This window comes from Mesorhizobium sp. WSM4844, assembly GCF_055811775.1.
In genome coordinates, this window is sequence record NZ_JBVVQB010000071.1 from 11073 (window position 1) to 29869 (window position 18797).

Sequence of the window (18797 nt, forward strand, 5' to 3'; positions counted from 1 at the left end):
TTCCCCGGGCCAGTAACTGCATCTCTCGTTAAGTCCAGATTAACCCTGGTATCTGTGGCAGGCTGACTGCCTGTCCAGTGACCGGTACCTCACATCGCTGCATTTCCGTCGACGCCGGCGCGGGTTAACGTTTCGAATCGTCCTGATTCCGTCATTCTGCCAGAAGGTCAAGCGCCTCTCGCATGATTCGCATGAAAAAAGCGAATCAATTACCCGACTTAACGCGCCGCGGCTGATTCGGCGCACAAGCACGGTCTGCACTTTCACTCTTTCGTAAGCTTCGACCTACACCCGCCCGGCCCTGCCCGAAGACACGCCGAACCCTTCGATCAGCGCCTCCGTTGCCTGCACATCACGAAATTGCGCCTGGATCTCGACGAGATGCCGGTAATTTTCGTCCGTGGGATCGCTGGCGAGCGCCGCTTCTGCCTGTTTCAGCTCCTTATGTAATGTGCGCGCGCTGCGCTGCAAGTGGAGCGCCTGGCTGAAGGCGTCGCGGGCATCGTCAAGTCCGGCTGTTTCCAGCGCCGGCCATTGCCGCGCCCGTTTGATCAGCGCCACCACGCGCGCCCAGATCTCGCCGCAGCCGGCACGTTCGATCGTCGCGATCACCGCGTTGCGGTCGTTGGCCATGTCATGCGCCATCGCATCGAGGATGGCCGCGTGCAATCGCTTCAGATCTGTGTTGGCGAGGTCGAGGAACTCGACATGCGCGAAATTCTCGTCGATCAGCGCCGGATGATTGACAAGAGCTGCGATGATCGTCGCCTCGCGCACCGACATCCCCTCGCTGCCGCGCTTGACCAGCGCCGAGCGGCCAAGGCTTTCGGTGATCGCGGTGCGTCCGCCGGCATTGCCGCCGCGTGCGAACTGTCCACCAGCAGCTGAGCCCTTGCCCTGAAAGCGCCCGCCGGGCCGCCCATCTTGACGCCCCCCTTGATAGGCTTGGCGCGCGCCGCGCTGGGCGCCGAAAAAGCTTAGCACTCGCTCGCGCATTTCCTGTTGGTAGTGATAGCGCAAGCTCTCGTCGCGGATGCGGCTGGTCAGTTCGCGCAGCGTTTTTTCCAGTTCCGCCCGTCGTTCCGGCGTGTCGAAGATGCCGCCGGCCGTTTCGCGCATCCACAAAAGGTCGGCGAGCGGCCGCGCCTCGGAAAGCACGGCGCCAAACGCGTCCGGCCCTTCGGCCTTGACCAGATCGTCGGGGTCCTTGCCTTCGGGCAGAAGCGCAAAACGCACCGAGCGGCCTGCCTGGACCGCCGGCAGCGCCATGTCGGCGGCGCGCCATGCCGCCTTCAGTCCGGCCTGGTCGCCATCGAAGCACAGCACCGGCTCGCCGGCCATCCGCCACAGCAGTTCAAGCTGGTTTTCGGTCAGCGCGGTGCCGAGCGGCGCCACGACATTTTCGAAACCGGCCTGCGCCAGCGCGATCACGTCCATATAGCCCTCGACCGCAATCACCGTGCCGCCCTTGGCCAGCGCCCCCTTTCCCAGCGCCCCCTTTCCCAGCGCTTGGCGCGCTCGGGCGAAATTATAGAGCACGTTGCCCTTGTGGAAGAGCTCGGTGTCGGGCGAATTCATGTATTTGGCGAGCGCATCGGCTGCCAGCGCCCGCCCGCCAAAGGCGATTATCTTGCCTCTGGAGTCCGGGATCGGGAACATGATGCGGTCGCGGAACCAATCGTAGGAAACCGGAACGTCGTCGCCATGGCGCACCAGCCCGCATGCCTCGATATCGGCCTTGGGCACGCCCTTGGCGGCAAGATGCTCCTTCAGCGCATTGCGACTGTCGGGCGCATAGCCGAGCCGGAACGACTGCTGCGTCGCCGGCGTCAGCCCGCGGTCGCGCAGATAGGCGCGGGCTTTTGCGCCTTCCGGTCCCTGCAGCCGCTCCTGGAAGAAGGCGGTCGCCATTTCCATGACTTCGGTCAGGCTGGCGCGTTCCTTTTCGCGCCGTTCCTCCTGGGCATCGCGCACCGGCATCGGCACGCCGGCCATGTCGGCGATCTTCTCGACTGCTTCGGGAAAGCTCATCCCGTCGAGTTCGGTGAGGAATTTGAAGTGGTCGCCCGAAACCGAGCAGCCGAAGCAATGATAGCGTCCCTTCTTGTCCTCGCAGTGAAAGGACGGGCTCTTCTCGCCATGGAAGGGACAGCACGCCCAATAATCGCCGCGCGGCGCGTTGGTCTTCTTCCTGTCCCACGCCACGCGCTGGCCGATCACCGAGGAAATCGGCACGCGGTCGCGTATCTCGTCGAGGAAGGCAGGTGGAAAGCGCATCGGGAACGGCTCGTTTGCCTCCATATAATCACGCCGGCGAAACCCGACGACTCCTAATGCGAACCATACCCGGTTTTCACAGGGCAAAAAGAAGGCGGCCGTTGCGGGCCGCCTTCTTTCCTGTCCGGCATTGCGCCGGTCGACGTTTGACGGTCAGTGCGCGGCAATCGCGCCGAAGATGATGCCGGAGACGACGCTGACCAAGAGATAGTCGTTGCCGACGCGGATCCATTCCTGGCCACGGCCCGGACGACGCAGGCCATAGTGGCGATAGTCGCGGACCGGCTGGTGGCGCCTCCAGCTCGAATATCTCTGGCCGTTGCGCCAATGGTTCCTCTTGACGACGACTTTCTTCTTCACCACGACGCGCGTCTTGACGTGCCTGTCCGGCTTCTTCCAGTCGACCTGGCTGTAGGTCGACTGCGGTGCATTCGGTGCGTTCAGCGGCGCTGCCTGGCCCTGCAGGGACGTCGCAGCCAGCATCGATACGGCGACTGCGGAAAGAATGATACGTTTCATGACGGGGTACTCCTTGATTGTTGATGCCCAAGCAATAGAGCCCGAAAAATGAACCGAAACTGAACACACGGATTACATTTTAGTAATGATTTCAAATATTTATAATAGCTAATTCAACACTCAACTCAAACCTGATCTGAAGCGGTCGCCGGCACTTGAACGCGCGACCATCAAGAAGCCGGCCGGCGATGCAACCATTTTGCGATCCATCCATTTCCGACACGCCCTGTCGCGCAAAATTTATTATCCGGCTAAAAGTAATCGGAGTAGTATCGACCTTTGCAATGTCCTTGATTCGCCCCCTCTTTTGCGCCTTTGCCATCACGGCTCCCATATTGCTGGTGGCTGTCGGAATGCGAGCCTGACATGAGCGGTTCAGTCGTTTTGCTGCATCTTGCCGGCGCGGTGGCGCTGATGCTGTTTGCCACCCGCTTGGTGAAGACAGGTGTCGAGCGCGCCTATGGCGATGTGCTGCGCCACAAGCTGCGCGCCACCATGCGCAATCCTTTCATGGCGGTTCTGGCCGGCTGCGGCCTGGCGATCGCCCTGCAAAGCTCCACCGCTGTCACCTTGCTGGTCGGCTCCTTCGCCGGCGCCGGCATCGTCAGCGGCATATCGGGCCAGCTTGCCGTGCGCGGCGCCGAGATCGGCTCGGCGCTGGTGGTCAAGCTGCTCACCTTCGACCTGTCGCTGCTGGTGCCGGTCTGTCTTGTCGCCGGCACCGTCATGTTCATGGCCACCGAGCGGCGCGACTGGCGCCAGTTCGGCCGCATCCTGGTCGGCATCGGCCTGCTGGTGTTGTCGCTGGAAATGATCGGCCAGGCCTCGGAGCCGCTGCGCCAGAGCACCCTGATGCCGGTCGTCGTCGATTACTTCTCCGGCGATCCGGTCACCGCCTATCTGCTGGCGGCGCTGGTCACCTGGCTGTTCCATTCCTCGATCGCCGCGGTCCTTTTGATGGTGACGCTCGCCGGCCGCGGCTTCATCCCGCCCGAACTCGGCATCGTGCTGGTGCTCGGCGTCAATCTGGGTTCGTCGATCATCGCGCCGCTGCTCACCCGCAATGCGGAGCCGGGCGTGCGTGTCGTACCGATCGGCAATCTCCTGATGCGCGGCATGGGCTCGCTGGCCATGCTGATCCTGTTCCTGTGGTTGAAGCCGTCGGTCGCCTTTCTCGGCGCCACCGTGCCCGACCAGATCGTCAACGCCCATATCCTCTTCAACATCCTGATCCTGGTTGCCGGCCTGCCATTGGCCGGCCTCGTCTACCGCGTTTCGGAAAAGATCGTGGCGCTCGGCACCAAACCGGCGCCGGCAGAAGCGCTCGACGTCGTCGAACTGTCCGCGCTCAACGACAGCGCCCTCGATGTGCCGAGCCAGGCGCTGGCCAACGCCACCCGTGAGGTGGTGCGGGTCTGCGAGACGGTCGAGATCATGCTGAAGCGCATCATCGAGCTCTATGAAAGCGCCGACGCCGACAAGATCAAGGCGCTGGCCGCGCTCGACGACCGCGTCGACAAGAAACATGCGTCGATAAAGCTCTATCTGGCCAAGGTCACCAGGAACCCGCTGAGCGAGGACGAGGCGCTGCGTTGCCAGGAGTTGATCGGCGCCTGCGTCAAGCTCGAACAGGTCGGCGACATCATCGTGCGCAACATGCTGGTGCATGTCAGGAAGAAGCTCGAGCGCGGGCTGGAGTTCACGCCCGAGGGTTGGCGCGAGCTTAGCGGCTTCCACGCTTCGGTGCTCGCCAACGCGCGGCTTGCCTTCAACGTGCTGGTCTCGCGCGATCCGGAGACCGCCCGCCAGCTGGTGCTGGAAAAGGATCGGCTGCGCGACCGCGAGAAGGAGACCAGCGCCAGCCATTTCGTGCGGCTGCGCGACGGCACCGCCAAGAGCGTCGAGACCAGTTCCATCCATCTCGACACTATCCGCGACCTGAAGCAGATCAATTCGCTGCTTGCCTCGATAGCCTACCCCGTGCTCGAGGAACGCGGCCTGCTCACCGGCTCGCGGCTGAAGGCCGGATAGATTGGGCCCAGCGCGGGAATTGCCTGGAGCCGGCGCGCGAAAATTAGTCTTTGCTAACCCTTCCGTCTGTCGGCTAGAGCATTTTTCAGCCAACCGTCTTCGCTTGGCGTCGGACAACACGCGTCAAGCAAAGACCTGGAGCGCGGTTTTGGTTCCACCAGAACGCAAGGCGCTCTAAGGATCGCTTAAAATCCGCCGGGAGAAAGTCTATGGATACCCATTCGCCCAGTTTCGCCAAGGCGCTTTCCTGGCGCGTCACCGGCACGGTCGACACGATAATCATTTCGCTCATCGTGACGGGCAGCATCAAGCTCGCTGCGGCCATCGGCGTGACCGAGGTCATCACCAAATCGCTGCTCTACTATTTTCACGAGCGGGCGTGGTTGAAAATCCCCTACGGAAGGAAGACGACGACCGTCTAGCCTTGTGCGGCCGGAGCTTGGCTGAACCGATGAAGAAAACCTAAAGCGGCGTCGAGAATTTCTGGATTGCCCGCCGCTCTCGTCCGTGATTTGAGCCATCTCGTTCAAGGATCGCCTTCCCGCGCCATGCTTCCCCTCATCGCCCTGTTCATCGCTGCGTTCGCATTCGGCACCACCGAGTTCGTCATCGCCGGCGTGCTGCCGCAGGTGGCGGATGGCCTTGGCGTCTCCATCCCAACCGCCGGCTATCTCGTCTCCGGCTACGCCGGTGGGATCGCGATCGGCGGACCGCTGTTGACGCTCGCCACCAAGGCGATTTCCCGCAAGACCTTGCTGCTCGGCCTTGCCGCAGCCTTCACCATCGGCCAGGCCGCCTGCGCCCTTGCACCCGACTTCGCCTCCATGTTGCTGTTGCGGATTGCGGTGGCCGTGGCGCACGGCGCCTATTTCGGCGTCGCAATGGTTGTGGCGGTCGGCCTGGTCCGCCAGGACCAGCGTGAATGGCCGTTGCGCTCATCCTGTCGGGCCTCACGGTCTCCAATGTCATCGGCGTGCCGGCCGGCACGGCGATCGGCAATATCTGGGGGTGGCGCGCGACGTTCTGGGTGATGTGCGCGCTTGGTGTGGTTTCCATCGCCGCCATGGCCGCCCTCGTGCCGCGCCGGACGGGATCGTCGCGCCGGCCCGTCAGTTTCGGCAGCGAGGTCCGCGTGCTCGCACGCCAGCAGGTTTGGACGTCGCTAATCCTCATGCTGATGCTGATGATCGGCCAGTTCGGCCTGTTCACCTACATCACGCCGACGCTGCTTGAAGTCACCGGCCTCGGCGAGGGCCTGGTGCCCTGGGTGCTGCTACTCAACGGTGTCGGCGCGACGATCGGCGTCTTTCTTGGCGGGCGGCTCTCCGACTGGAAACTGATGCCGTCGCTCATCACCATGCTTTTCATGCAGGCGGTGACACTTGCCGTCATTTACGCCGCCAGCCCGTACCCGGTGCCGATGGTCGTTGCGATCACTATCTGGGGTGGTCTCAGCTTTGCCATCGGCACCCCGATCCAGACCCGTATCCTGACCTGGACGGCGGACGCCTCCAATCTCGCCTCATCGCTTATCCCGGCCGGCTTCAATGTCGGCATCGCGCTGGCCGCCTCGCTCGGCGCCGCCATGCTCAATGCCGGTTATGGCTATCGCAGCCTGCCGGTGGTTGGCGCCATGGCCATGCTGGTCGCCGTGGCGGTAGCACTCGCCTCACATATCTGGGAGTGGCGCCGAAACACGATGCCGCCGCTGCCGGCCGCTGCCGAATAGTCGGCAGGCGCTACAGGTCGATGCGATAGCGCAGGCTTTCGGCGCCGCCATAGGCAGCGTCCTCGAAGAATCGCCCGACGAGCCGTCCGCCATTGGCCAGGACCACCTTCTGCGAGGCGAGATTACCCGGCTTGGCGGTGATCTCGACGAAGGGCAGGCCGAGCGCCCTCGCCTCGCCGAGCATCAGCCTCACTGCCTCTGTCGCATGGCCGCGCCGCCGCTTCCATGGCACTACGGCATAGCCGATGTGGCCGAGCACATGTGGCGGCAGCTCGGCGGTGCCGCGCTGCCAGCGAAGGCCGATCAAGCCGGCGACTTCGCCGTCCCAGATCCAGCGCCGGAATCCCGGCAGGCGCGGCACGTTCGTCCCATCAGGCAAGGTGACCGGACCACCCTTGGCATCGGGGTCGTCGAGATCGGCGAGGAAGGCCGTTGGATTCTTTTCGATGGCCGCAAGCTGCTCGCGTGTCGCCTCCATCAGCCGCACATTGTCCGGCGACCAGCCGCGCTCAAGGGCGGCCTTGTACGACGGCAGATGTTCAAGCGCCGGTTTGACGAGTTCAACCATGACGTACGATCGCTCCGCTGCCGCCCTCGGATTCTGAAGTTGATCTTCAGGGGCGGCTTTCTAAAATCAAATGTCATCGATTGGGCCACCTACTTTGGAGTGAACACAATGGCCGACCACAGGTCCGAGAAGTCGGCGAAGGCCGCCGCCGAGCGGGGCGCGGCAACCAAACCGCGCAAGGCGACGCCGAAGCCGCAGTCCGGCAAGGAAGCGAAGCCGGCACTCCTCGCAGGCGGCAACCCCCAGATCGCGAAGGCCGAAGGTGACGCCCCGGTGCAGGCCTACATCGCGGCCATGCCGGGCTGGAAAAGCGATGTCGGGCGCCGCCTCGACGCAATCATCGTGCGCACCGTCCCCGGCGTGCACAAAGCCGTCAAATGGAACTCGCCGTTTTACGGCATCGAAGGCCAGGGCTGGTTCCTGTCGTTTCATGTCTTCACCCGCTACGTCAAAGTGACCTTCTTCCGGGGCACGTCACTGCGTCCTGTTCCTCCCGGCGAGTCCAGGCACAAGGACGTGCGCTACCTCGACATTTATGAGGACCAGCTCGACGAAGCCCAGTTCGCCGCCTGGGTGAAGCAAGCCAGCCAATTGCCAGGCGAGCGACTGTGAGATGCATCACGAATTAGCCAAGGGCGTCTGCAAGCACCTCATTCAGGCGTGCAAACGCGGTGGGCTCGTCTGGCGCATGGGCCGGATTAACTTCTGTGACGGTCAGGCCGCGCCATTGCTGCAGGGCGGTCAACTGCTTTAGCACGAAGGCGGCTTGCTCCAGTTTGAGACCGTCGCAACGGCGCACATTCTCAGCAATCGGGAAATCGATAAAGGAGAGCACATCGGCATCGAAGTGAATAAGCACGCAGTCAAAGCGCGCCGCCCATTCGGTTGCGCGCGCGGCCGCCGCCTCGATATCAATCAAAGCTTCCTCACGCGAAATGACCTTGATCGCGTGATCTCTGATCGCGGCGGCTTCAGGCGCAGTGATATTCTCGACGCCGAAATAGAGGAGTTGCTGAGGCACGAGCATCGGACGCGTTGGGCCGAGCCCGGCGAGCGAAGGCTCGCATCCCGGGATGTTGAGCAGATGGGCGACACCAGTCCAGTCCAAGGCGCCGTCGCTCGTGTCAGGTGTGTTGAGATCGGCGTCAAAGTCCATGTAGACGAGTCCGATCCGCGCGCCGGCCGCGTTCGCCCCGGCGACCGTGCCCAACTCCACGGTACAATCGCCGCCCAAAACAAGCACGTCTTCCTGCGCTGAAATCGCCGTCGCCACGTGGCTTGCTACCAAGTCACAAGCCCCGCGCACGGCCTCCAGGTTCATGGCCTGCGGCCGCGAAGAATCCGGCCGCCAGCGGAACGATGCAACATCGCCATGATCCCTGATGGTTCTGCCTCGGCTGGCGAGCCCCTCTGCGAGCCCATGCCGCCGAAAGGCCGCGGGGGCTTGTTCCTGCCCTGGCGAATAGGCGCCGGCGCTGGTGGCGGCGCCGAAGATGTTCAACAAACGCGCCGCCAAATCGAAGCTCCGTTTTTCGTATGATCCTGGTTGCAAAACGGGTCTGGAGCGACGAAGGTTCCTCCTCGACGTCGAGAGTTTGTTGCCCGCGCCGGAACGGCAAACGGCTCGTCGTATCGATGCCGTCGTGAGACGCCAGACGCCGACGTGCACAACGCCACTGGGACCAATCATGACCAAAGCGACAACAGCCATGAAGAAGGGCGGCTCGACGGAGGGAGCAGGAGGAGACACTCCCTCTCAGTTGATAGATGCGAGAATCAACGAGCTGAGCGATTGGCGGGGCGAGATGCTCGCTCGGATCCGAACCCTCATCAAGCAGGCCGATCCCGAAGTGGTCGAGGCGTGGAAGTGGAGAGGGGTTCCGGTGTGGGAACACGCCGGAATTATCTGCACCGGTGAGACCTACAAGAATGTCGTGAAAATGACCTTCGCCAAGGGCGCCTCGCTGGAGGACCCTTCTGGCCTCTTCAACTCCAGCCTCGAAGGCAACACCAGGCGCGCCATCGACATCCATGAGGGCGACACGATCGATGAAGAGGCGTTGAAGGCGCTCATTCGCGCCGCGGTGGCACTGAACCTGTCGGTGCGAGCTACTCGCTCTCGGAAACCAAAGAACGCTTGAGGATCATCCGGCCGGGCTGGCGCCTCGCGCTCGCCTCTTTCGAGGCCTTTTTGAGTATCGCTGCAGCGGCAAAATCCTACTGCAGCAGTCCCTTGACGATACCGCTCGCCTTGGAGAAATCCATCTGGCCGGCGTATTTCTCCTTGAGCACGGCCATAACCTTGCCCATGTCCTTGACGCCGCTGGCGCCGGTCTCGGCGATGGCGGCGCGGATCGCCGTTTCGGTCTCGGCCTGCCCCAGTTGCGTCGGCAGGAAATCGCGGATGATGCCCATCTCGTCGCGCTCCTGCGCGGCAAGCTCCGGCCGTTTGCCGTCGTCGAAAGCCTTAGCCGACTCTTCGCGCTGCTTCACCATTTTGGCCAGGATCTGCAGGATCTCGTCGTCGCTGGCCGGCTCCTTGCCGGCGCCGCGATTGGCAATGTCGCGGTCGTGAATGGCCGCCTGGATCAGCCGCAATGTCGGCAGCCGACGCTTGTCCTGCGCCTTCATCGCGCTCTTCAGGGATTCGGCGATTTTGCCGCGCATGATGCTTTCTCCTTCGAATGCGACGGACAATAGCCGTGCCGAATGCCCAAGGCAAATTCGACTCCACCCGGCAAACCGCTGATATTGCTTGACGAAATAAATCTCGGCTGCGGGCGTCGCATCATTGACCGCTCTGGCGCCTTCCCCTATGTACTGGGCCTTGCATGAACTGACTTTTTAGTTGGGCGCCGAGGCTGTGAAATCGCTGCTTCGCGCCTTTCGTTGCGCCGATTGAAGGGCGCAGCCTTTAGGAGTGCCGCCATGGCAACGATGACCGCCGCGTCGACCCCCGCGTCGACCCCCCTTTGGGCCACCGAGAAGCCGACCGCCTTGCTGGTGCTGGCCGACGGCACCGTCATCGAGGGCCGCGGCCTTGGCGCCACCGGCTCCGCCGTCGCCGAAGTCTGCTTCAACACCGCGCTGACAGGCTATCAGGAAATCCTCACCGACCCGTCCTATGCCGGCCAGATCGTCACCTTCACCTTTCCGCATATCGGCAATATCGGCACCAATGACGAGGACATCGAGGATCTCAACCCTGTTGCCCGCGCCGGCGCAGTCGGCGCCGTGTTCAAGGCCGACGTCACCAATCCGTCCAGCTATCGCGCCGCTTCTGGTCTCGACCAATGGCTGAAGAAACGTGGCATCGTGGCGCTTTCGGGCATCGACACCCGGGCGCTGACCGCGCTGATCCGCGAAAAGGGCATGCCCAACGCCGTCATCGCGCACGCGCCCGACGGCATCTTCGACATCGAGGAGCTGAAGCGCCGCGCCGTTGCGTGGTCCGGCCTGATCGGGCTTGACCTGGCCAAGGACGTCACTTCCGGCCAGTCCTCGGTCTGGCGCGAGACGCCGTGGGTCTGGGACGAGGGCTTTGGCGAACAGACCGATCCGTCCATGCATGTCGTCGCCATCGACTACGGCGTAAAACGCAACATATTGCGCCTGCTTGCCGGCCTGGGCGCCAAAGTCACCGTGGTGCCGGCCAACACCGGCGCCGAGGATATCCTCGCCATGCGGCCCGACGGGATCTTTCTCTCCAACGGTCCCGGCGACCCGGAAGCCACCGGCGACTATGCCGTTCCGGTCATCCGGGACTTGCTGAAGACCGACATCCCGGTCTTCGGCATCTGCCTCGGCCACCAGATGCTGGCGCTGGCGCTTGGCGGCAGGACCGCCAAAATGCATCAAGGCCATCACGGCGCCAATCATCCGGTCAAGGATCACACCACCGGCAAGGTTGAGATCGTCTCGATGAACCACGGCTTTGCCGTCGATGCCGACTCGTTGCCCACGGGCGTCGAAGAAACCCATGTCTCGCTGTTCGACGGCTCGAACTGCGGCATCACCCTGACCGGCAGGCCGGTGTTCTCGGTCCAGCATCATCCCGAAGCCTCGCCGGGCCCGCAGGATTCGCATTATCTGTTCCGCCGCTTCGTCAATCTCATCCGCGAAAAGCGCGGCGAGCCGGCGCTGGCAGAGCGCTGACTATCTGTACGCGAGAAGTCTCGGCAATAATATCGCTTAACTTTCGGCGATAAATCTGCGATATCATCACCGTGAAGACGATTATCCTCTCGGTATCGGCGGCTCGCGATCTCGACAACCTGCCGACAGATGTCCGCGAGCAGGTCTCCGAAGGCCTGATCTCCTATGCCGTCAGCGGGCGGGGAGATATCAAGCGCCTTGCCGGCAGGGACGGCTACAGATTGCGGATCGGTCGCTACCGGATCATATTCGATGAAGACCGCACGACGATCCTCGCGATCTACATCGGCAAACGAGAAACGACAACCTACCGTCGGTGATAGCAGGACAGGACACCATGAACGCCCCCCAAATCATAACGACGCCAACTGGCGAAGAACTTGTCGTTATCCCAAAAGCGGACTACGAGGCTCTGTTGCACGCGGCCGAAGAGGCTCTTGAAGACGCTGCCGATGTGGCGATCTACGACGAGCGAAAGGCTGATCTCAAAACGGAAAACCCCCTGCCTGCGGACGTGACCATGGAAATTTTGCGGGGCTCCAGCCGGCTCAAGGCGCTGCGCAACTGGCGGCGGCTGACGCAGGCCGAATTGGCGACCACGATCGGTGTCAGCCAGGGTTTCCTGTCGGATCTTGAATCCAATCGCCGTAAGCCATCGGCGCAGACCCGGGCGCTGCTGGCGAAGGCACTGGATATTCCGGGGCAATGGATTGAACCCTAGGGCATGCCCCAATGCATGGCGCGCAAAAGCATGCCCTCGGGCCTGACCCGAGAGTACGCAGCGGTTTTGCGATAACGAGATGCATCAAAACCAGAACTTAAAGCGCGTCGCATGAGTCCGTTCAAACGCGACACGCTTTAGGCCACCGTCGCCGTCGCGACGTCTTTCACCGCGGCCGGTCTTTCGACCCTAAGCACGAAAGCCACCAGCGACAGGGCGAGAAAGATGCCGCCGAGCACAAAGGGCGCGCCGCCGAACGTCACCGGCGCGGTCGGCCCGGTGAACCAGGCGAAGATTCCCGTATAAAGCAGCGGCGTGATGATGCTGGTGATCGAAAACACGCTCGTCATCGCACCTTGCAATTCGCCATGCGCGGAGGGCGGCACCTTGGCCGCCGCCAGGCTCCGCAGCGGCGGATCGGCCAGCGCCTCGAGGCAGGTCGCCACGATCACCGCATAGATCATCCAGCCCTTCCACGCCGCGGCATAGCCGAAGGCGGCGAGAGCGGTAAAAGCGAGGCCGATGGCGGCGGTCCGCCATTCGCCGAGCCGTGGGATGACGCGCGGCAGGACAAAACCCATCACCAACGCCCCGCCAAGGCCGAAGACGCCGAGTGAGAAGCCGATCTGCTGTTCGCTCCAGCCGTAGCGGTAACTGCCGACGAACGACCACACGGCAGGGTACATCATGTGACCGAGCGTCATCAGGAAGAACACCAGGCCGATCCAGCCGATCCCCTTGTAATTGCGCATCTGCTTCACGGCGCCGAGAGGATTGGCGCGGCGCCATTCGAAGCGGCGCCGGTGATGCTGCTCCAGCGTTTCCGGCAGGAAGAACCAGCCGACGATGAAGTTGATCAGAGCAAGCACCGCCGCGCCCCAGAACGGCACGCGCGGCCCGAATTCGCCGAGCAACCCGCCCAGCACCGGGCCGATGACGAAACCGACGCCGAAGGCGATGCCAAGCAGGCCGAAATTCTTCGCCCTGTTCTCGTCGGTGCTGACATCGGCGATGAAGGCGGAGGCGGTCGAATAGCTGGCGCCGCTGATGCCGGCCAGCACCCGGCCGATGAACAGGACCCAATACGACCAGGCCACCGCGCAGATCAGATTGTCGACGGCGAAGGTCAGCACCGAGGCCAGCAGGATCGGACGACGGCCGAAGCGGTCGCTGAGATTGCCGACCAGCGGCGCGAACAGGAACTGCATGGCCGCATAGACGAAGAACAGCCAGCCGCCTTCGATCGCCGCTTCGCTGACCCCGACGCCGGTCAGCTCCTGCAGATAGGCCGGCAGCACCGGCATGATGATGCCGATGCCGGTGATATCGAGCAGCAGCGTGGTGAAAACAAGCGCAAGGCCCCGCCTGGCGGTTTTGGCTTCGATCATGACGGTGTCGACTCCTGGAGCCGCCTCGCAGCGACGGCGGAAAGCTCGTTATAGGCGAGCAAGCCCCACAGAACAATAAGGGAACAGGCCAGGAATTTTCATCCTGACATCAACTGTCGATATGAGCGCGGCTGCACCGCCGCCGCTTTCAACGCCATTTCAACGAGAGCCCAAACACCTCAGATCGGGGTGTTGAAGGTATCGCAGTCCGACAGCTTGCCGCTCTTATAGCCGCGTGCCAGCCAGGTTTGACGCTGCTGCGAGGTGCCATGGTTGAAGCTTTCCGGCACGACATAGCCCTGCATCTTTTTCTGCATCGTGTCGTCGCCGATCTGCTGGGCGGCGTTCAGCGCCTCGTCCATGTCGCCCTGTTCCAGAATGCCTTTCTGCCCGGTGAAATGCGCCCAGACGCCGGCGAAGCAATCCGCCTGGAGCTCGACCTGCACCGACATTTGGTTGGCCTCGGCCTCGCCCATCTGCTGCCGCATCTGGTTGAACTTGGGCAGGATGCCGGTGAGGTTCTGGACATGGTGGCCGACCTCATGCGCGATCACATAGGCCTGGGCAAAATCGCCCGAAGCGCCGAATTGCTGGTCGAGTTGCTGGAAGAAGGTGGTGTCGAGATAGACCTTGCGGTCGCCGGGGCAGTAGAACGGGCCGGCCGCGGACGAGGCGAAGCCGCAAGCCGAACGGATTTGCCCGCTGAACAGGACCAGCTTGGGGTCTTCGTAGGTCAGGCCCTCGGCCTGGAAAATGCCGGTCCAGGTGTCCTCGGTCTCGGCCAGGACGGTCGAAACGAACTGCTTCATCTCGTCGGAGGCGGGCGCCCCTGTGCCACCGCCCTGTTCTCCGCTGTTGTCGGTGATCTGACCGCCGCCACCCGGCACCAAGCCGCCACCGGCCAGGATCTGAAGCGGGTCGATGCCGATGGCCTTCAGCCCGAAATAGAGGACCACGAGAATGATGATGGTCGACAGCGACATTCCGCCGCCGGAGCGGCCGCCGATCGGGATGCGGAGACGGCCGGGGCCGCCGCGCGGCAGGTTGAGCCCGCCGCCCTGGCCGCGTTGGTCCTCGACGTTGTCACTTTGACGACGACCTTTCCAGAGCATGGCAACTCCCCGCGATGCACGTACCGGTATCTTGCCGATCTCATGGCCCGATCCGACCCAACAAACAATTATCCCAATGGTTGCGCCAAGTCACAGTATTTTTCGCATCAAGGGGCCGCCGGCTCTGGGGTCAGTCCCTGCACGACACCCGCCGGTGAGAGCCCTGCCGGCGCTTTTTTTGGTCTTGGACTTGTCGGTCACGCTCAGATCTTCTGCTTGGTGCCCGCGCTCTTGCCGTCCGAGCTTTTCGAGCGCTCCTCGAAGCGGGCCCCGCCCTTCTTGAGCGGGCGTCCAGTATCCGCTTCGGTCTTGCGTTCGTCCTTCGCCGCAGCCTGCTTCAATCCCTTGGCCGCTTGCTTGCCCTTCGCTGTCGGTGCCTGTTCAACGCCCATCGTATCCTCCTCGGTCTCGCGCCAATTGCTGGCACGATCTCAAACGCCGCGGCAGCGCGGCGGTTCCGGCAGGACTGTCGGCCGCGTCAGCATCTTGGCCACCGTCGGCTGGGCGACGCCGAGCCGCGCCGCGATGTCGACCTGGCGGGCTTCGTTGCCGTTCTTGATCAGGTCGGCGACAAGCTGCACGACAATTCGGTCAATCGCGCTATCTTCTCACGCGACATGACCAGAATTGCCGAAGCCCGAAAATTCTACGCGCGACTGATGGCTGCCAATGCAGGTTCGGCCGATCCGCGTCTCGAGGAGGTGTTCGCCGCGGTGCCGCGCGAAGCTTTTCTCGGGCCCGGGCCGTGGACGGTCGTCGCCGGCAACGGCAAGGTAGAAACGCCGAGCGCCGATCCTGTTCACATCTATCAGAACGTGCTGGTGTCGCTCGACGCCGAAAAGGGCATCAACAATGGCGAGCCGTTCCTGCATGCCATGTGGATCGGCAAGGTGGCGCCAAAACCCGGCGAGGACGTCACTCATGTCGGCGCCGGCACCGGCTATTACACCGCTCTGCTGGCGAAACTGGTTTCGCCGGGCGGCGCAGTCACCGCCTTCGAACTGGATTCCGGTCTCGCCGACCGTGCAAGAAAGAATCTCGAAGCCTATGGCAATGTGACCGTCATCCATGGCGATGCGGTCGTCGGCGGCCTGCCACCGTCCGACATCATCTATGTCAATGCCGGCGTTGCGGCACCCCCAGCCGAATGGCTGAAGGCGCTGAAGCCCGGCGGCCGCATGGTCTTTCCGTGGCGTCCGGCCGAGCGCATTGGCCTCGCGGTGATGGTGACACGCACGGATAAGGGGTTTGCCTGCGATCCGTTCATGCGATCATGGTTTATCCCTTGCATCGGCGCCTCGGCGGCCTCGATGAAAATCCACCGTGACAAGGCGGCACGCAGCCGCAAGATCTGGCTGACGGCCGACAAGGCACCGGACCGCACCGCCACCGCCGTCATCGGCGATGTCTGGTTCTCGTCGCAAAGTGTTGGCGGCAGGCGGTCGCAATGACGTCGCCGCGTCGAGGCGTCCCGTGCTTGCCGCTCGACATGCGCCGGAGCCAGAAATTTTCCGGCCCTGTCGGACAGGCGTCCGCTCGCACGTCCTTTGGCCGAAATCCGGCGGCAACGGCTCGGATGATTTCGGATGATTAAAGGGAGAATCCAATGAGGAAGATCACCACTGCGACATTCGTCAGCCTCGACGGCGTCATGCAGGCGCCCGGTGGGCCACAAGAAGACCCGGTCGGCTTCGAATTCGGTGGCTGGACGTTCCATTACTGGGACGACGTCGGGAGCGCCTTTATTGGTGAGACCTTCGCAAAACCCTTCGCGCTGCTCCTCGGCCGCAAGACCTACGACATCTTCGCCGCGCATTGGCCGTACCAGAAAGACGATCCGATCGCCGACCGTTTCAACGCCGTCACCAAATATGTGGCCACCCACCGGCCCGACACGCTGTCGTGGCAAAACAGCCAGTCGCTTGGCGACGACGTCGTGGCTACCCTGCGCCAGCTCAAGCAGGAGGACGGGCCGGACCTGCTCATCCAGGGATCGAGCGAACTCGTCCAGACCTTGCTCGCCAACGACCTGATCGATGAGATCAGCCTGCTCACCTTCCCGCTGGTGCTGGGCAAGGGCAAGCGGCTGTTTGGCAGCGGCGCAATCCCGGCGGCTTTCAAGCTGAATCGCTCACAGGCATCGACCACCGGCGTCATCATAGCGAGCTATGAACGCGCCGGTGAGATCAAGACTGGATCGTTCGCCCAGCAACAGCCGTCCGAAGCCGAGATCGAGAGACGCCGGACCTGGAAATAGTCGCGGTTACAGGACCTGGGTTCCTTGCTCGGCCAGATGTGAGTGGGGAGAGGAGCCAAATCCTGCCTGGCGGCGCGATCAGGACAGCGCCACGTTTCTGCGATCTTCCTTCACTCCGCCGGCATGGCCACCGCCCGGGCGGCCCGGTGGCCGGCCAGTATGACGCCAAGACCCAGGATCGGGAACACCGCTGCGACCAGGCCGAGATCAGCCGGCGCGCCATAGCGCAGCACCGCGCCGCCGACGACGGCGCCCAGCGCCACGCCGAGATAGAGCGCCGAAGCGTTGAGCGACAGCACGATGGGCGCTGCGTCGGGCGCCAGCCTGATGATGCGGCTGGCCTGCGCCGGTGGGAAGGCCCAGCCGACGATGCCCCACGGCACCATCATGGCCATCAGCGCCGGCCCGGCGATGCTGTGCGGCAGGAAGGCCGGAATGACCGAAAGCATCACCAGCATGACCGCACTCAGCGCCAGCGACCAGCTGACGGTGCGCGTCGCGCCGAAGCGGTCGGCGGCCTGCCCGCCGGCAATGTTGCCGATGACGGCGCCGACACCGAAGGCAAGCAGCATGCCGGGCAGCGCGACTGGGCTCAAGCCGCCACCTTCGATGGCTAGCGGCGCGACAAAGGCAAAGACCGTGAAGGCGCCGGTGAGCGCCAAAAGTGTAGTCAGCAGGATCGACGGCACGCCGGGGCGAAGCGTTGCGGCCAGCCGCTGCCTGAGCGGCAGCTTGGTGCCGACGATGCCGCGCGGCAGCCGGTACCACAGGATTGCGCCGGCCAGTGCGCCGAGCCCGGCGATGGCAAAGAACGTGCCGCGCCAGCCGGCAACCGTCGCGACAAGCGCGCCGAGCGGTGCGCCGACCGCCACCGCCACCGTAGTGCCGCCGACGACGACGGCAATGGCGCGGGCGCGGTGATGATCATCGACAAGCGCCACGGCCGTCCCCTGCGCCGTCGCCGCAAACAGGCCGGACGACAGCGCCATGACGATGCGCGCGATCAGCAGCAGTTCGAAGGAGGAACTGAGCGCCGCCGCCAGGTTGCCCAGCACGAAAAACACCAGCGTCCACAAGATGACGCGTCGCCGGTCCCATTCGCCGGTCAGCGTCGCCAGGATCGGCGCGCCGAGCGCATAGGCGAGCGCGAAGGCGGTGATCAGCGTCCCGGCGAGCGGGACCGAGATGCCGGCATCCCCCGCGATGTCAGGCAGCAGGCTGGAGATGACGAAGCCTTCGGTCGCGATCGTGAATGATCCGAGCGCAAGCCAGAAGAGGCGCTTGTCCATAGTGAAATCCTTAGTTCAAAAGTTATTGAACAATTGTACATAATGGCGCATGTTGTCAATGAGCCGCCCGAGAATAGCCGAACCCTGCTGACAGCCCCATGTCAGGACAAGGTAGCGGGAGGTGGAAACTGAGGGCATCCACCAGGAGGAGATGCGTTGAAATCGGCCCTGATTGCGCTTAGTTCTCCGGCATGACGCTGCCCCACCCCACCGCCGACCAGATCAGCCTGCCGAACGTGCTTGCCGTGCTCGGCGATCCCACCCGGCTGGCCATCGTGCGCTATCTCGCCAGCAAGGAGGGCGTGCCGCTGAATTGCAGCCAGTTCCTCGATCTCGGCTCAAAGACCAATCTCAGTTACCACCTGGCCAAATTGCGCGAGGCCGGCGTCACCCGCACCGAGGTCGTCGGCACCAGCCGGCTGATCACGCTGCGCCGCGACGATCTCAATGCCCGCTTTCCGGGGCTGCTCGATAGCGTCATTGCCGCAGCCGTCGACGACCCAGCTCTGCCCGCGGTCGGCGCCTCCGAGATCGAAGTCCGCGCCTAACCTAGCAGGACTTGGGTTCCTCGCCCCCACCAAAGTGGGGGAGAGGTGGCTCGGCGAAGCCGAGACGGAGAGGGGGACTGCGCCGACCTGATTTCGAATGCTTTAGACAACTTTCCCCTGGTGTGCCACTTCGGTGGCCCCCTCTCCGACCGCTTCGCGGCCACCTCTCCCCCGCTATGCGGGGGCGAGGAACCCAAGTCCTG

The 18797-nt window shown here is 63.4% G+C and carries 20 protein-coding genes and 2 pseudogenes; 11 read left to right on the top strand and 11 right to left on the bottom strand.

What is annotated here, in order from left to right; translation table 11 throughout:
• Positions 1-285: 285 nt before the first annotated feature.
• The 3 genes from dnaG to AC0L2A_RS32270 all read right to left on the bottom strand — a co-directional run bounded on the left by dnaG (position 286) and on the right by AC0L2A_RS32270 (position 3118).
• Positions 286-2277 carry a DNA primase gene (gene dnaG / locus AC0L2A_RS32260; RefSeq protein ID WP_473612253.1) on the bottom strand — a complete coding sequence of 664 codons (1992 nt, stop codon included), beginning with the start codon at positions 2275-2277 and terminating at the stop codon, positions 286-288.
• 153 nt (positions 2278-2430) lie between these two features.
• The gene (locus AC0L2A_RS32265) at positions 2431-2796 is read right to left on the bottom strand and encodes an RcnB family protein (protein WP_023799752.1); all 366 of its coding nucleotides are present in this window, start codon (positions 2794-2796) and stop codon (positions 2431-2433) included.
• Between the two features lie 91 nt (positions 2797-2887).
• A complete protein-coding gene (locus AC0L2A_RS32270; RefSeq protein ID WP_473612254.1) occupies positions 2888-3118 on the bottom strand; it encodes a hypothetical protein in 231 nt (76 codons plus the stop codon).
• Between the two features lie 44 nt (positions 3119-3162).
• On the opposite strand from AC0L2A_RS32270, the gene AC0L2A_RS32275 reads away from it, so the two are divergent.
• From AC0L2A_RS32275 to AC0L2A_RS32285, 3 genes and pseudogenes are all read left to right on the top strand, one after another.
• On the top strand, positions 3163-4827 hold the full coding sequence (locus AC0L2A_RS32275; RefSeq protein ID WP_236387235.1) for a Na/Pi cotransporter family protein: 1665 nt from the start codon (positions 3163-3165) through the stop codon (positions 4825-4827).
• Between the two features lie 209 nt (positions 4828-5036).
• Complete coding sequence (locus AC0L2A_RS32280; RefSeq protein ID WP_473612256.1) at positions 5037-5249, top strand: DUF2061 domain-containing protein; 213 nt, start codon at positions 5037-5039, stop codon at positions 5247-5249.
• A gap of 126 nt (positions 5250-5375) precedes the next feature.
• Positions 5376-6556, top strand: a pseudogene (locus AC0L2A_RS32285) (MFS transporter).
• 10 nt (positions 6557-6566) lie between these two features.
• On the opposite strand, the gene AC0L2A_RS32290 reads toward AC0L2A_RS32285, so the two are convergent.
• Positions 6567-7124, bottom strand: a complete 558-nt coding sequence (locus tag AC0L2A_RS32290) for a GNAT family N-acetyltransferase (protein ID WP_473612257.1) — start codon at positions 7122-7124, stop codon at positions 6567-6569.
• 108 nt (positions 7125-7232) lie between these two features.
• On the opposite strand from AC0L2A_RS32290, the gene AC0L2A_RS32295 reads away from it, so the two are divergent.
• Complete coding sequence (locus AC0L2A_RS32295) at positions 7233-7736, top strand: DUF1801 domain-containing protein (protein ID WP_473612259.1); 504 nt, start codon at positions 7233-7235, stop codon at positions 7734-7736.
• A gap of 13 nt (positions 7737-7749) precedes the next feature.
• Here AC0L2A_RS32295 and AC0L2A_RS32300 read toward each other — a convergent pair whose 3' ends face one another.
• On the bottom strand, positions 7750-8625 hold the full coding sequence (locus AC0L2A_RS32300) for an arginase family protein (protein ID WP_473612260.1): 876 nt from the start codon (positions 8623-8625) through the stop codon (positions 7750-7752).
• A 187-nt stretch (positions 8626-8812) separates the two neighbouring features.
• On the opposite strand from AC0L2A_RS32300, the gene AC0L2A_RS32305 reads away from it, so the two are divergent.
• Positions 8813-9265, top strand: coding sequence for a DUF1801 domain-containing protein (locus tag AC0L2A_RS32305; protein WP_473612269.1), 453 nt, complete (start codon positions 8813-8815; stop codon positions 9263-9265).
• A 76-nt stretch (positions 9266-9341) separates the two neighbouring features.
• Here the strand turns inward: AC0L2A_RS32305 and AC0L2A_RS32310 are convergent, their stop codons facing one another.
• Positions 9342-9791, bottom strand: coding sequence for a GatB/YqeY domain-containing protein (locus AC0L2A_RS32310; protein ID WP_473612261.1), 450 nt, complete (start codon positions 9789-9791; stop codon positions 9342-9344).
• A 261-nt stretch (positions 9792-10052) separates the two neighbouring features.
• Here AC0L2A_RS32310 and carA point away from each other — a divergent pair, with 261 nt between their 5' ends.
• The 3 genes from carA to AC0L2A_RS32325 all read left to right on the top strand — a co-directional run bounded on the left by carA (position 10053) and on the right by AC0L2A_RS32325 (position 12000).
• Positions 10053-11279 carry a glutamine-hydrolyzing carbamoyl-phosphate synthase small subunit gene (carA, locus tag AC0L2A_RS32315; RefSeq protein WP_473612263.1) on the top strand — a complete coding sequence of 409 codons (1227 nt, stop codon included), beginning with the start codon at positions 10053-10055 and terminating at the stop codon, positions 11277-11279.
• Positions 11280-11350: 71 nt separating this feature from the next.
• Complete coding sequence (locus AC0L2A_RS32320; RefSeq protein WP_027151153.1) at positions 11351-11599, top strand: type II toxin-antitoxin system RelE family toxin; 249 nt, start codon at positions 11351-11353, stop codon at positions 11597-11599.
• Between the two features lie 17 nt (positions 11600-11616).
• Positions 11617-12000: a helix-turn-helix domain-containing protein gene (locus tag AC0L2A_RS32325; RefSeq protein WP_473519292.1), complete on the top strand. Its 384-nt coding sequence runs from the start codon at positions 11617-11619 to the stop codon at positions 11998-12000.
• 137 nt (positions 12001-12137) lie between these two features.
• On the opposite strand, the gene AC0L2A_RS32330 is transcribed toward AC0L2A_RS32325, so the two are convergent.
• The 4 genes and pseudogenes from AC0L2A_RS32330 to AC0L2A_RS32345 all read right to left on the bottom strand — a co-directional run.
• Positions 12138-13388 carry a TCR/Tet family MFS transporter gene (locus tag AC0L2A_RS32330; RefSeq protein WP_473612264.1) on the bottom strand — a complete coding sequence of 417 codons (1251 nt, stop codon included), beginning with the start codon at positions 13386-13388 and terminating at the stop codon, positions 12138-12140.
• A gap of 179 nt (positions 13389-13567) precedes the next feature.
• A complete protein-coding gene (gene ypfJ, locus AC0L2A_RS32335; RefSeq protein ID WP_091595030.1) occupies positions 13568-14500 on the bottom strand; it encodes a KPN_02809 family neutral zinc metallopeptidase in 933 nt (310 codons plus the stop codon).
• A gap of 203 nt (positions 14501-14703) precedes the next feature.
• Positions 14704-14892, bottom strand: a complete 189-nt coding sequence (locus AC0L2A_RS32340; protein ID WP_023799765.1) for a hypothetical protein — start codon at positions 14890-14892, stop codon at positions 14704-14706.
• Positions 14893-14973: 81 nt separating this feature from the next.
• A pseudogene (locus tag AC0L2A_RS32345) lies at positions 14974-15081 on the bottom strand (manganese-binding transcriptional regulator MntR); the annotation flags it as partial.
• Positions 15082-15159: 78 nt separating this feature from the next.
• Between AC0L2A_RS32345 and AC0L2A_RS32350 the strand changes: the two are divergent.
• Entirely contained in the window at positions 15160-15951 is a 792-nt protein-coding gene (locus AC0L2A_RS32350; RefSeq protein WP_473612266.1) for a protein-L-isoaspartate O-methyltransferase family protein, read from the top strand.
• Positions 15952-16106: 155 nt separating this feature from the next.
• Complete coding sequence (locus tag AC0L2A_RS32355; protein WP_473612267.1) at positions 16107-16757, top strand: dihydrofolate reductase family protein; 651 nt, start codon at positions 16107-16109, stop codon at positions 16755-16757.
• Positions 16758-16867: 110 nt separating this feature from the next.
• Here AC0L2A_RS32355 and AC0L2A_RS32360 read toward each other — a convergent pair whose 3' ends face one another.
• Positions 16868-18046 carry an MFS transporter gene (locus AC0L2A_RS32360; protein ID WP_473511271.1) on the bottom strand — a complete coding sequence of 393 codons (1179 nt, stop codon included), beginning with the start codon at positions 18044-18046 and terminating at the stop codon, positions 16868-16870.
• Positions 18047-18237: 191 nt separating this feature from the next.
• On the opposite strand from AC0L2A_RS32360, the gene AC0L2A_RS32365 reads away from it, so the two are divergent.
• Positions 18238-18594, top strand: a complete 357-nt coding sequence (locus tag AC0L2A_RS32365) for an ArsR/SmtB family transcription factor (protein ID WP_027151146.1) — start codon at positions 18238-18240, stop codon at positions 18592-18594.
• Positions 18595-18797: the final 203 nt, after the last annotated feature.

Coding starts and splice junctions, on each gene's coding strand:
- dnaG (WP_473612253.1), bottom strand. CDS start 2,277: ATGCGCTTTCCACCTGCCTTCCTCGACGAGATACGCGACCGCGTGCCG.
- AC0L2A_RS32265 (WP_023799752.1), bottom strand. CDS start 2,796: ATGAAACGTATCATTCTTTCCGCAGTCGCCGTATCGATGCTGGCTGCG.
- AC0L2A_RS32270 (WP_473612254.1), bottom strand. CDS start 3,118: ATGGCAAAGGCGCAAAAGAGGGGGCGAATCAAGGACATTGCAAAGGTC.
- AC0L2A_RS32275 (WP_236387235.1), top strand. CDS start 3,163: ATGAGCGGTTCAGTCGTTTTGCTGCATCTTGCCGGCGCGGTGGCGCTG.
- AC0L2A_RS32280 (WP_473612256.1), top strand. CDS start 5,037: ATGGATACCCATTCGCCCAGTTTCGCCAAGGCGCTTTCCTGGCGCGTC.
- AC0L2A_RS32290 (WP_473612257.1), bottom strand. CDS start 7,124: ATGGTTGAACTCGTCAAACCGGCGCTTGAACATCTGCCGTCGTACAAG.
- AC0L2A_RS32295 (WP_473612259.1), top strand. CDS start 7,233: ATGGCCGACCACAGGTCCGAGAAGTCGGCGAAGGCCGCCGCCGAGCGG.
- AC0L2A_RS32305 (WP_473612269.1), top strand. CDS start 8,813: ATGACCAAAGCGACAACAGCCATGAAGAAGGGCGGCTCGACGGAGGGA.
- AC0L2A_RS32310 (WP_473612261.1), bottom strand. CDS start 9,791: ATGCGCGGCAAAATCGCCGAATCCCTGAAGAGCGCGATGAAGGCGCAG.
- carA (WP_473612263.1), top strand. CDS start 10,053: ATGGCAACGATGACCGCCGCGTCGACCCCCGCGTCGACCCCCCTTTGG.
- AC0L2A_RS32325 (WP_473519292.1), top strand. CDS start 11,617: ATGAACGCCCCCCAAATCATAACGACGCCAACTGGCGAAGAACTTGTC.
- AC0L2A_RS32330 (WP_473612264.1), bottom strand. CDS start 13,388: ATGATCGAAGCCAAAACCGCCAGGCGGGGCCTTGCGCTTGTTTTCACC.
- ypfJ (WP_091595030.1), bottom strand. CDS start 14,500: ATGCTCTGGAAAGGTCGTCGTCAAAGTGACAACGTCGAGGACCAACGC.
- AC0L2A_RS32340 (WP_023799765.1), bottom strand. CDS start 14,892: ATGGGCGTTGAACAGGCACCGACAGCGAAGGGCAAGCAAGCGGCCAAG.
- AC0L2A_RS32350 (WP_473612266.1), top strand. CDS start 15,160: ATGGCTGCCAATGCAGGTTCGGCCGATCCGCGTCTCGAGGAGGTGTTC.
- AC0L2A_RS32355 (WP_473612267.1), top strand. CDS start 16,107: ATGAGGAAGATCACCACTGCGACATTCGTCAGCCTCGACGGCGTCATG.
- AC0L2A_RS32360 (WP_473511271.1), bottom strand. CDS start 18,046: ATGGACAAGCGCCTCTTCTGGCTTGCGCTCGGATCATTCACGATCGCG.
- AC0L2A_RS32365 (WP_027151146.1), top strand. CDS start 18,238: ATGACGCTGCCCCACCCCACCGCCGACCAGATCAGCCTGCCGAACGTG.